The sequence below is a fragment of the Methanosarcina sp. KYL-1 genome (genome assembly GCF_024372725.1).
Lineage (GTDB): Archaea > Halobacteriota > Methanosarcinia > Methanosarcinales > Methanosarcinaceae > Methanosarcina.
The window spans coordinates 145,191-156,685 of the sequence record NZ_VOUA01000006.1 but is presented as its reverse complement, the minus strand read 5'-3'; the positions used below and the strand labels follow the sequence as shown (position 1 = coordinate 156,685).

The window sequence follows — 11,495 nt, the reverse complement described above, 5'->3', positions numbered from 1 at the left end:
TTTTCTTAGAATCATAGTAACCTATGTTCTTTTGTTCTAATTCCCATGCGTTTTTCCTGAGTGCGAGTGTTTCGTTATACGTCCACCGGCAAAGCTCAAGAGTGTTATTCATAGTTGTTTTTTGAGCCTTTGCAGGATAGATTCTATACCGAAGCACTTTCAACAATCAGTTCACCTTTTAGGTATCAACCTTTTAGGTATCAATATACTATCCAATAATCTTTCTCTGGCATATTATTTTATGTAGATGGTTACTATACATATGTTAATAAAGTTGCGTTGTTGGAGTTGACGGGCTGTATCCCGCCTTTGAAAAAGCGGGGATTAGCCCTTAATGCTCCTAAAACAGTGCTTCTAAAAAAAGTAGGTGATCCGACATTCTCTACAGCTTTTGCCGGTTCAGAATTACTTCCCGTTTGTTTGTGAACTGCCCGGTCCCGCAGGGTTGCTTCCCTCTACCCGGGTAAGCACCACCCTCTCCCCCTCAAAAATATTCATCCGACGGCCCAGAGGCTTGAGATAGCGTTCCCGGTAGTCCGGAGCCCCGGCATGCTCAACAACCGGGAGTCTCCACCCGGCAAGGTACCGGTCAACCCTTTCGGGATCAAGTCCGAAGACCCAGGGCATCCCCATGCGCCGGGCTACGAAAACTAACTTTTCATCCACTCTGGAACGGGCAGAGCCGTCGATAATCCCGCGGCGGATGCAGGTGAAAACAATCCGGCTTTCCTGAACTTCACTCAGCAGAAAAAACGACCCCGCAATAAGGACCCGCACCAAGTAAGCATCGGTCAGGTCAAAGGCAAGGAAGGAAGCTTCCAGCAGGCGGGGACAAGAGCCAGAGAATGCAAACCCGGCGGCGGTAAGTCCTATCCCTGCAAGGAGGAGCAGGGAGAAAGCATTGTGCAGAAGCCTGAGGAAACATCCTGCAGGAACCCTTATACTTGAAAATATAGGTAAAATATATTTTTCCACTACGGCCTGTTTTTATGTGAATAAGCCGATTATCCATTAAACAAATCCTGTTTATTCACCTTCCCACTTCAATAATTCCCAAAGATATGGTGCTCAAATATGGCAAACAAAACAGTACATGTAACCTTCACCGAATCGGCGGGAGGCTCATTGAGGTTTGCTCTCCGCGGCAATCCTGACGAAATTGTCCTGGCCCTTCCCGACGACCTTAGCCTCGGCCCGATCTCCCCATACGACCTGGAAACAAGAAAAAAGTATTTTAAATCCCTTTTTGCGGAAATAGAAGACGAAGGAGACTACATGACCCTTTCGGCCGAAGCAGAAAAGTTCTGGGAACGTGTGGAAGCATTCTGGAAACAGGTTTCGGAAACCGAAGCCGAAAAGATCGTCTGGTTTACCCGCAGGTCCGTTTTTGAATATACGGGATTCCTGGAATTGCTTTCCCGGGAAAAAAATCCTTCCGAACTCCTTATTGTTGATCTTACCGAGGGTCTTAACATTGTGCACGAAAGAAAAGAGCAGGAGGTACCCGAGCGTGTAGTCCCTATTTCCCTCGGGGAATTAAGGCCTGAGTGGCTCATATCCCGGAAAGACACAGCCAGGCACTTAACGGAGGAAGAACTTGCCTATTACCTGTGCAGGTGGGAGGAGTTAAAAAAAGATGGCAGGCTATTTCGGACTCTCTGGCGAGGGCAGCTGTATGCCGAAACCCCGGACCTTTTTGACGAACTGATCCTGGAAACTGTGCCTGGAACCTGGACCATTGCGGCAAGAGTTGTCGGGGAAATGCTTGGGAAACTCTCGGAGGAATACAACCTGGCAGGGGATATGTTTCTCTATTCCCGCCTGCTCAAACTGGCAAAAGACGGGCTTATTGAAACGGAAGGAGAGCGCCGCACGATGAGGTTCCTGAAAGTCAGGAAAGTTCCGGACAGCTCGCTTTAAGAACGCTACTGAAGCGCTGCTCAAATCCATTCTTACTTCTATGGCAACAGGGCGCTGTCATTATCAAGGCAACCAGAAAGAGCCTGTTTAAGAAGAGGTTGTCTTTTTTGCTGCTCCCGGCTATAACTGAAGGTTATGTCTGTTTCTTCACATACATTCCCGTTAGAAAGGTTGAGAAAAATATCAGGGCTAGAGGAATCCATGTTCCCGGGATACTGGAAAACATTTCGAAACTGCCCAGGATCAGGCCGGAAATAACAAAAATGTCCATGAAGACCGCAAATGAAAGGAAAATGACTGCAGTCTCCAGTGGGGACGTATAGTTAAACCTCTTGAAGTAAAACAAAGATACCGCTGCAGCGATTATAGGGGCTCCGATTGCATGGGCTATCAGGGCATTCCTTTCTGAAGTAACCGCCAGGCCTATCCCCATAATCGCTCCGCAAAGCGCCCAGATTGCAAAGGCGTGTCCAAGGACAGTAATTATTTCTTTAAGGCTTATTCCGGCCATCATATTCTCCTTCCCGGATCCAGAGCCAGATGATTCCGGGACTGTTTTACCGGATCAGTCGGATAAACCGATAAACCGATAAACCGATAAACCGATAAACCGATAAACCGATAAACCGATAAACCGATAAACCGATAAACCGATAAACCGATAAACCGATAAACCGATGATCCCCCTCCTTGAGTAAAGCCTTCCTGTCCCTCCTCTTTCAATCCCCAAAAAGCAGTTTGATGTTGCCGCTGCTCGAAGATGCTTTGACCCTCAAGGTTACTTCTGACTCACCATAGGCATCATTAACATAAGCGCTGTCTTCCAGCCTGAAATCGTTTGCTGTGATATCTCCGGAAACGGAATCAACCTCAACGTAAACTCCGACATTCCGGGGCACCCGTAAAGTGAGATCTCCGGAGCTTACAGCCACCTCCATCATGGAGTCATTACTCCAGTTGCCGGTGAGATCCACAGAGGCATCCCCGCTGCTCAGCTCTATTTCCACAAGGCTAAGTGTACCGAAGTTACCTGTGAGACCTGCATTGATACCCCCGCTGCTGGAATCCATAATCACCGAGGACAGGGCAGGATATTCCCCGGAAAGGTCCAGTAAAGTATTCCCACTGGCCTGGTCTATCTCGACCTCTTCCAGCAGGGGCTGGTTCCCGGAGAGCTCCGCTTTGATATCCCCACTGCTGGAGCCAATATCAAGCTTTTTTAGCAGGGAACTGGCCATGTTGAGAGAGCAATCCCCGCTGCTCAGCCTGGCCTTCAGGTCCATGGGGACATCCTCTTTGAGCCGCAGGTCCCACTCGTTTCGGGCACTGCCTCCGGCTATGCCTCCCTGTATTTCCGGCTGCCTGACGATTAGCCTGCCTCGGCCCTCATGGATATTATATTCGATTTCGGGCTTCCATGCATCGACATTGTACCGGAATTCGGCATCCATAAGCTCTTCCGCGCCGACGGTACCCCCAATTATATTCATCTCGCCGCTGTACATCTCAAGTTCCACATCTGCCGACGCCGCGCCTCCAAGGTCAACTGACCGGGACTCTGTCTGCAATTCCCCGACTTCAGCACAGCCGGAGACCAGAAGCACAATTATCATAATGAACAGCATTATCAGGATGAACAACAAACCAAACTGCGGAATTTTTTTTGAAATATTTCCATGACCCTGGCTTTTCATTCTCTATCCCCCATCTCCATCTCCGGCCCCATTACATAATTAGCCTGGTTTACCGGGAATGCAGCCATTTTACTCTCTTTTAAGCCCGCTGATCAACAATGCTATTCCCAGAATTCCCAGAATAGCTCCCCCGACAAACTTGGCTGTATAATCAGGAATTATCATGTAAACCCATACTGCTATGACCACGAGTATTGCTCCGCCAACGACTTTTCCATTTACCATTGTTTACACCCTTCTCCCTAATTTATAGTATTGAATATATATTATATTGAAATAATAAATTCTTTTTCCCGTATGGAACGGGACTTATAAGGAATCAAAAGTCCTGTAACATGCCGCTCCCAGAATAATAGACCCCCCAGGACCACCCTGAGGAATAACCTTAAGGAATTTTTCCGTCAGGTTATTTAAGCTGGAAGCCTTTCTACTTGCCTTATGTTTCCTGCGAAAAAAGGACCTCACCTAGCAGTGCTGCTGGGCTGCACTTTCTACGGGATGACCGGGCTATTCCTTGCGCACATCCACGACATGCCCATAACTTCCATAATATTTTACAGGTTATTTTTCGGTTTGCTCCTGATCCTGCTCTTCGTGCTTGTGACCGGGAAGGTCAGGGAACTGAAACCCGGGAAAAGGAAGTTTTCCCTCCTTATGCAGGGTGTCTTTGTTGTAGTTAACATGTTTTTCTATTTTATCTGCGTAAAGGAAACCTGCGTTTCCATAGCGATCCTGCTCGAATACACAGCCCCCGTTTACGTGATGCTGGCATCTCCCTTCCTTTTGAAAGAAAAGATCGGAAAGGAGAGCATTGCAGCCCTTTTTGTGGCAATAAGCGGGGTTTTCCTGGTGATCAGGCCCCCTGGAGGCTTTTCGGAGCTTGAGCTTTCCGGAAGCCACTTTATAGGAATTGCTTCCGGGCTCTTTGCAGGAATGATCCTTGCAGCCATAATCATGAACGTGCGGGCCCTTAAAAGCGAATACTCGGAGTTCTCGATAGCCTTCTGGGGCACGGGGATCAGCTGCCTGTTTATGCTCCCCTTTGCTTTCGAATCCCCTGTCCCCGTAATTGCAGAAAATATCCCCTCCCTTATGTCCTTCGGGATTGCTTCGGTGGGGCTTGGAGGAATTCTCACAACCATTGGTTTTGCAAACCTCGAGTCCCAGACAGGGAGCCTGCTTGCCCTGATCGAGCCGGTTGCAGGGGTCTTTTTTGACCTGGCAGTCCTGGGAATTGCACTCTCGACCAGCACGCTGGCCGGCTGTTTCCTGGTCCTTGCTGCAGCCATGATTGTCAGCCTCAAGGATGCTTCAAAACCGGAAGCTTTGCAGGCAGATATTAACGAAAATTCCGGAACTTGCTGAAGAATAGGGTGGAAAAGCGACTAAAATAGTACTGAAGAATAGTACTGAAGAATAGTACTGAAGAATGGTACTGAAAAATGGTACTGAAAAATGGTACTGAAAAGAATATGAAAATCCCGGCAGGTAAGAAAAGTGATAAAAAGAAAGTTTAAGGCCGGGTGCTCCCGATGCCTTATCTTCTGAGGATCATTGTCCTCAGGCGGTCGGCGGAGTTGGCGGACTTGTCAGCAATTGTGCCGATCCTTCCGACGAGCCCTATAAGGTGGCAGACGCCGGCTCCTCCTATGGAATCTTCGTGCTCGAAGATCTTCTTTAAAAGGGCGGTTTCCAGCACGTCCACTTCATGTTCAAGTTTCTCGACTTCCGGGACGAGGGTCAGAGTTTCCTTGACCTCTTCCTTGCTGAAAGAGGTGGCAAGCAGCTTGTACAGCTCATCGATGACCTCATTATACAGCCTGGCAGTCTTCAGGGCGGCTGCTGTCAGTTCTATAAAACCTTCTTTTACTTCGTCGGGAAGGTTTTTGCAGGGCCTGAGGGTCATCCAGTAAGCTGATGTCTGGGCGAAGTCGGCAATGGAGTCCTGCTGTTTTAAGAAGGACAGGAGGTCTTTTTTGTCAACAGGAAGCCTCACCGAGGCCGGGATACTTGCCCGGATTTTTTGTTTTATAATGTCGGCTTCATGTTCCAGTTTGTCAATTTCGGCGGTTAGCTCTTCCAGGCGTTTTGTATCCCCGGCACAGTAGGCATCCATGGCTTCAGCCAGCTTCTCCACTGCAAGGACTCCTTTTTTGGCGTGCATTTCAAGGGGGATGAAGGGAGAATCTACGACCACGTCGAGGACGGAACGGATGTAATCTTTCATAACCAGATCACCTCAAGCCCCATAAAGATCAGTGCCGACGTCAGTGCGGCTATGGGGACGGTTGCTACCCAGGAAGATATGATCTTCCAGATCACGCCCAGGTCAACGGCTGCAATCCCGCCTGCCAGCCCCACACCAATAACCGAACCCACAAGCGTGTGCGTGGTTGAGATAGGAAGGGAACTGTAGCTGTGGAGCAGGACCACCGTAGCTGTTGCAAACTGTGCGGAAAAACCGCGCGTAGGGGTGAGTTCCGTGATCTTTGACCCGATGGTTTCGACCACCTTGTAGCCCCAGGTTGCCATTCCTACAACCATCCCGAGGCCACCCATAACAAGCACCCAGAGCGGGATTTCTGCTACACCTGTTACTCCCAGCACATTGAGTGCGGCAGAGAGAGGACCGACAGCGTTTGCAACATCATTGGACCCGTGCGCAAAAGCAATATAGCATGCAGTTATGACCTGTAAGGATATGAATTTTTTCTCAACGAGAGGAAGATCTCTTGCACGGTGCAGGAACAGGCTACGGACAATAGAGAAAGTGAGAAAAGCAAACACTGCCCCCAGAGCAGGGGAAATAAACCAGCTGGCAACGATTTTTAAAAGAACAAGCCAGTGAATGTCAGAAAAAGCGATAGTCCCATTGTACGCCGCAATCAGCCCGAAGCCGAGCACCGAGCCCACGATTGAGTGGCTTGTTGAAACGGGGAGGTTGTAAAAGGTCGCAAGGGTTATCCAGAAACCCGCTGCAAGAATTGCGGCAAGCATACCCAGCACCACAATGTTGGGGTGGATGGTGCTTATCATGTCAATAGGAACGATCCCCTTTGCAATTGTCGAGGTAACCCGTTTCCCGAAGAACACAGCACCCAAGAACTCGAAGACCGCCGCAATAATAATGACCTGTTTAATCGATAAGGCGCCTGTCCCTACCGAAGTCCCCATAGCATTTGCGAGGTCGTTTGCCCCGATGTTCCAGGCCATGTAGAGCCCGGCTAAAATAAGCGCTATGACAAGTAATTCCATTTTTTTCCTTACTCCAGATATTTTAGATTCCAGGATTGCTATAAATGATATGTGTAAACGATATGTGTTTTCATTCTGTTGTTGAATTTTATGGAATTTCCAAACATTTCCTTTAAATCCAAAGCTTTTATGGTATTCCAGACCATTTCATTATATTTTATAGTTTCCATATATTTTAGGGCGCTCTATATAATCTATAGACCTATATACGTCTATTATTAATATAGTCCATATTCCTTTTTCCGGATTTACCGAACCTTCCTCATTCATGCCGGAATTCCATATTATCAGAATGATTTCAATATCATCGGGCATTGTTTTATCTCAGGTCAACGCTCCGTATTTGCCAGAAGCCTCCGGACATATATGAATTTAAGGCTGGACCCCCGGAAAAGCACATAATTCCCGGACACAAAAAGGCAAGTTCTCTGAAAATTAAGACTGCTGGGTATTTACAAAAACACAACATTATTATATAGCGAGCGTAAGGTCAGTTGAATTCTCATTTAATGAGTTATAAGCATCAATTATAAGCATCAATTATAAGCATCAATTATAAGCGTCAATTATAAGCGTCAATTATAAGCGTCAATTATAAGCGTCAATTATAAGCGTCAATTATAAGCATCAATTATAAGCGTCAATTATAAGCGTCACTTTTTCCTCAGCTCTCTTTTCTTCAGATCTTTTTTCTTCAGATCTTTTTTCTTCAGATCTTTTTTCTTCAGCTCTCTTTTCTTCAGCCCTTTTTTCCGAGAAGGTCCAGGACCTCTGCATCCGAAACATCGTACCAGTTTTCATAAACCTGGGCAACGGCCCTGAAGAATGGGGGCAGCTCCAGCACAACAATTTCATCCGCTATTTTTGCAATCTCTTCTGTGACCTCCCTTCCGGCCACAGGTACGGCAACAACGATTTTTCCGGCTTTCTTTTTTTTGCAGAGCCCGATTGCCGCCCGCATTGTGGAGCCCATGGCAATCCCGTCATCGATAAGGATCACAGTCCTGCCTGTAATTTCGGGCAGGGGGTTTCCGCCTCTAAGAGTCAGGACCCGCCTCTCTATCTCGGAAATCTGCTGTGCTTTGATAATTTCGATGGCATCCCCGGAGAGCCAGGACCAGGCATTTTCAAAAATGAAAGTGCTCCCGTCCTCGGCTATTGCCCCAAAGCCGGCTTCCGGGTTGTCGGGAAAAGGCAGTTTCCTCGCTATGAGGAGGGAAAAAGCCGTACCCAGGTGCCGGGCAACCCGAAGCCCAACTTCAACACCCCCCTGGGGATTGCAAGGACCAGAGGGTTTTCGGCCCTGTATTTTTCAAGAGCTTTTGCGAGCTTTTCCCCGGCATCCTTTCGGTCTTTGAACATAGCTTTGCCTCCTTCACTTAACGGGACATCCAATCTTTTACCCAATCTTTTTTCCCGGAAACGGCTCTGTATTTAAACAACCCTGACTGGCGGCCTGTATACCTCGACCGAGGATCCTGAAGGCAAAGTCGCTTCTGGCAGGCAAAGGGTAAGGACCTTCCTTGCAACATCTTCCGGTTTGAGGGCCGGCTTATCGGAATACATGGAGTGGTACAGCCTGGTGTCTACCCCGGCCGGACAGACCGCATATACCTGCAGGCCACCTCCTACCTCGTAGGCAAGGGATTCGGTCAGGCCGATAACTGCAAATTTAGAGGCACAGTACATGGAGAGTTTCGGAGACCCGTGCTTTCCTTCCAGCGCAGCAATATTGATGATCCTGCCGTCCCCCCGTTTCAGGAGGTGGGGAAGGGCATACTTCGTGCAGAAAAAAATGCCTTTCACATTGGTGTCCATGATTTCATCGTATTCTTCCGTCGAAGTCTCCACAAGGTACTTTCTGTGTGCTGCCCCTGCATTATTGATAAGGATGTCTAGCCTCCCAAAAGCCTGAATTGTTCTGGAAACCAGGTTCCTGACCTCTTCTTCGTTTCTCACATCAGTCTTTAAGGCAAGAACCCTGCTTCCGCTTCCGATCCTTTCGACCATTCTCGCAGTTTCCCGGATTTCTTTCCCGTTCCTTGCAGCGATTATAATGTCGGCTCCTTCTCTTGCAAGTGCCAGGCAGATGGCCCTTCCAATTCCCCTTCCTCCACCGGTTACAATGGCTGTCTGACCTTTCAATTTCATAGAAGTCACTTTATTTAATAATCGGGAGATGGGGGATATAGTTTTGGAAGCAGAGTTTCTGAAAAGGGTTCCAATTTGCAAATATTACATGCAGGACCTTGATTCTCTTGAAAATTAGTAAGTGAAACCGGAATGAAAGGGAAAAATTAGTAAGTGAAACCGGAATGAAAGGGAAAAAAATCAACCCTCAAAAACCTGCTCATTTCAGGATACCTCAGCACCGATGGCCGCATAAACCCGGGCATTACCGGCCACACAAATTAGGAGTGTATCCTTTTTTAGCAATCAGAGCAGCGGGACCGGCGGCGCATAGACCTCGATTATCGAGCCTGAAATTACGTTTGACTCAGGAAGAGACAGTTCCAGGACTTTTTCGGCAACATGATCCGGCTTAAGCGCGGGCCTGTCCCCGAAAATGGAACGGTACATCTCCGTGTCCACCGCCCCGGGACAGACGGAGTAGACCATGACCCTTCCGCTCAGTTCTGAGGCGAGGGCTTCGGTCATCCCGTTCACTGCAAACTTGGAGGCGCAGTAGACGGAAAGGTCTGAAAGCCCGTGTTTTCCTCCCCCGGATGAAATATTGATGATCTTTCCGTTATCACTTTTTGACAGATAGGGGATTGCATGTTTCGAGCAGAGGAACACACCCTTAACGTTCGTGTCCATCACCTCTTCGTATTCCTTAAGAGATGTCTCTTCAATCGGTTTTCTGTGGGCAATCCCCGCATTATTCACAAGGATATCCAGCCTGCCGCATTTCTCTATAGTAGTCAGGATCATATCCCTGACGTCTGCTTCGTTCCGGACATCTGCCTGGATCACAAGGGCTCTGGTCCCTATGTTTTTGACCATCCTTGCTGTTTCTTCGATTTCTTCCCTGTGCCTTGCCACAATGACTATATTTGCTCCCTCTTTTGCCAGCGACAGGCAGACCGCCCTTCCGATCCCCCTGCCTCCTCCTGTTACGATTGCTGTTTGGCCTGTTAAGCTCATCATTGGTATCACCCGTATCTGGACTTTTTAATCCAGTGATTTTTATTTAATTTTAAATTTACCAACGGTTCGGAGGAAGCATATACTTTTGGAAACAAAGTTTCTTAACCGGGTTCAGGAAGCAATCTATCTTTCAAATCTAATTTCAGTGTTTTCAGCTCTTTCAGTGGCCCTTACTCGTTGAGAGAATCTAAACTGAGGGTTCCATCTCATAGGCAGTAAATCTCTTACAAAGTAATATATTCCTTCAAATCCGACTTCAAAATCCTCTCGATCTCTCCCCATTTCTCCGCACGGTTTTCCGCAAACAGGAACCCGAAGAAGCCGTATTTCCCATAATCGACTTTCCTGAGTTCCAGGGGCTTTTCGAAATCCGAAAGCAGCTTTTCGTAATCGAAGACTTTCACGTCCTTCATATCAAGGCCAGCCGGCTTGTCCAGCACGATCAGGCAGTAGTTCTTCCCTTCCCTGCCTTCGAGGATCTTCTCCCAGTCCGGCTCAAGCTGTTCCAGGAAGTACCTGTAGGTGTTAATCCCGTATGCGAAATATGCGATGTCCGTCGTGCACCAGCCCGCAAAACGCATGGGGTTAAGCTCGATTGGCTGGATCCGCCGGTCCTCTCCCACCCGGAGCTCGATGTGAAGCGGGAAATTCTTGAGCCCTGCCAGTTTCCCGATTTCCTTCAAAAGGTCTTCAACCGTTTCCCGGTAAGTTTCTATGACCTCCTTCGAAGTAAAGTAAACCCTGTCGCTGACATCGCTTTCCGAAGAAAAGATGTGCTTGAAGATATTGAGGACCACGGGCCTTCCCTCGCTGTTGAAGTAAGCATCAACCGCAAATTCGTCCCCTTCGATATTTCCCTCGATAATGAACTGCCCCGCATCAAGGACCTGCACCGGGTAGCGTCCCCTGATCTCCTCAACTTCTTCCCTTATGCTCTGCAGGACGGAAGCCCATTCCTCATCGGCGGAAACCTTGTGCACCCCGAGGCTGAAAAACCCCACAGCCGGCTTTATGATGAAAGGCTTTTCAATCTCTTCAACCCGGACCTCGTCCAGTTTCCCGAATTCCACGCCCCGGAAGTAAAAGTCGGGGTATATCCTCTGCAGCAGTTCCCTGAACTTGACCTTGTTCTTGAAGAATTCGATCTTTTCAGGCAGCCCCGTAAACCCCAGGTTTTCAGCTATCCAGCCGATGGAGTCTTCGGAGTTTGAATAAAGCGGGCAGCTGCCCCTCGTTTTCATAAGTTCTACAAACTCGGCTTCCTCAAGGAGCCTGAGCTTTTTTCCCGCACTCAGCCCAACTGCCACATCGTTTTTCAAAACGGGGATCTGAAGGGCTTCGGCAGTATCAAGTAAAAATTCGGAGACGTAGGGGTGGTCGAGGATTATCATTTTTCTAACCTTTTTTTAGGGGTTTTTTAAGCTGGGTGTTATGAGCTCAATGGTAAAACAGGTTTTAATATTTATTCCATAGAAT

The 11,495-nt window shown here is 48.1% G+C and carries 15 protein-coding genes; 2 read left to right on the top strand and 13 right to left on the bottom strand.

Annotation, left to right across the window (positions count from 1 at the left end; all coding sequences use genetic code 11):
• Positions 1–157 (bottom strand): helix-turn-helix domain-containing protein (locus tag FTO70_RS07020; RefSeq protein WP_255335038.1); only part of this gene is annotated, 157 nt, incomplete at its 3' end.
• Between the two features lie 248 nt (positions 158–405).
• Positions 406–975, bottom strand: a complete 570-nt coding sequence (locus FTO70_RS07015) for a hypothetical protein (RefSeq protein WP_255335028.1) — start codon at positions 973–975, stop codon at positions 406–408.
• A gap of 99 nt (positions 976–1,074) precedes the next feature.
• On the opposite strand from FTO70_RS07015, the gene FTO70_RS07010 reads away from it, so the two are divergent.
• Entirely contained in the window at positions 1,075–1,920 is an 846-nt protein-coding gene (locus FTO70_RS07010) for a DUF3658 domain-containing protein (protein WP_255335027.1), read from the top strand.
• Positions 1,921–2,053: 133 nt separating this feature from the next.
• Here the strand turns inward: FTO70_RS07010 and FTO70_RS07005 are convergent, their stop codons facing one another.
• The 3 genes from FTO70_RS07005 to FTO70_RS06995 all read right to left on the bottom strand — a co-directional run bounded on the left by FTO70_RS07005 (position 2,054) and on the right by FTO70_RS06995 (position 3,839).
• Complete coding sequence (locus tag FTO70_RS07005) at positions 2,054–2,431, bottom strand: hypothetical protein (protein WP_255335026.1); 378 nt, start codon at positions 2,429–2,431, stop codon at positions 2,054–2,056.
• Between the two features lie 208 nt (positions 2,432–2,639).
• A complete protein-coding gene (locus FTO70_RS07000; protein ID WP_255335025.1) occupies positions 2,640–3,533 on the bottom strand; it encodes a toast rack family protein in 894 nt (297 codons plus the stop codon).
• Between the two features lie 150 nt (positions 3,534–3,683).
• On the bottom strand, positions 3,684–3,839 hold the full coding sequence (locus FTO70_RS06995; protein ID WP_255335024.1) for a hypothetical protein: 156 nt from the start codon (positions 3,837–3,839) through the stop codon (positions 3,684–3,686).
• 213 nt (positions 3,840–4,052) lie between these two features.
• On the opposite strand from FTO70_RS06995, the gene FTO70_RS06990 reads away from it, so the two are divergent.
• Positions 4,053–4,979: a DMT family transporter gene (locus FTO70_RS06990; protein ID WP_255335023.1), complete on the top strand. Its 927-nt coding sequence runs from the start codon at positions 4,053–4,055 to the stop codon at positions 4,977–4,979.
• A gap of 172 nt (positions 4,980–5,151) precedes the next feature.
• Here the strand turns inward: FTO70_RS06990 and FTO70_RS06985 are convergent, their stop codons facing one another.
• From FTO70_RS06985 to FTO70_RS06950, 8 genes are all read right to left on the bottom strand, one after another.
• Positions 5,152–5,841, bottom strand: a complete 690-nt coding sequence (locus FTO70_RS06985; RefSeq protein WP_255335022.1) for a TIGR00153 family protein — start codon at positions 5,839–5,841, stop codon at positions 5,152–5,154.
• A complete protein-coding gene (locus FTO70_RS06980) occupies positions 5,838–6,869 on the bottom strand; it encodes an inorganic phosphate transporter (RefSeq protein WP_255335021.1) in 1,032 nt (343 codons plus the stop codon). Before FTO70_RS06980 ends, FTO70_RS06985 begins: the two co-directional genes overlap by 4 nt.
• 150 nt (positions 6,870–7,019) lie before the next feature.
• A complete protein-coding gene (locus tag FTO70_RS06975) occupies positions 7,020–7,184 on the bottom strand; it encodes a hypothetical protein (protein ID WP_255335020.1) in 165 nt (54 codons plus the stop codon).
• A gap of 424 nt (positions 7,185–7,608) precedes the next feature.
• Positions 7,609–8,079: a phosphoribosyltransferase gene (locus FTO70_RS06970; protein WP_369694344.1), complete on the bottom strand. Its 471-nt coding sequence runs from the start codon at positions 8,077–8,079 to the stop codon at positions 7,609–7,611.
• Positions 8,076–8,231, bottom strand: a complete 156-nt coding sequence (locus FTO70_RS06965; protein ID WP_255335019.1) for a hypothetical protein — start codon at positions 8,229–8,231, stop codon at positions 8,076–8,078. Before FTO70_RS06965 ends, FTO70_RS06970 begins: the two co-directional genes overlap by 4 nt.
• A 72-nt stretch (positions 8,232–8,303) precedes the next feature.
• On the bottom strand, positions 8,304–9,020 hold the full coding sequence (locus FTO70_RS06960) for an SDR family NAD(P)-dependent oxidoreductase (protein ID WP_255335018.1): 717 nt from the start codon (positions 9,018–9,020) through the stop codon (positions 8,304–8,306).
• Between the two features lie 285 nt (positions 9,021–9,305).
• Positions 9,306–10,019: an SDR family NAD(P)-dependent oxidoreductase gene (locus FTO70_RS06955; protein ID WP_369694341.1), complete on the bottom strand. Its 714-nt coding sequence runs from the start codon at positions 10,017–10,019 to the stop codon at positions 9,306–9,308.
• Between the two features lie 224 nt (positions 10,020–10,243).
• On the bottom strand, positions 10,244–11,410 hold the full coding sequence (locus FTO70_RS06950) for an ATP-grasp domain-containing protein (protein ID WP_255335017.1): 1,167 nt from the start codon (positions 11,408–11,410) through the stop codon (positions 10,244–10,246).
• Positions 11,411–11,495: the final 85 nt, after the last annotated feature.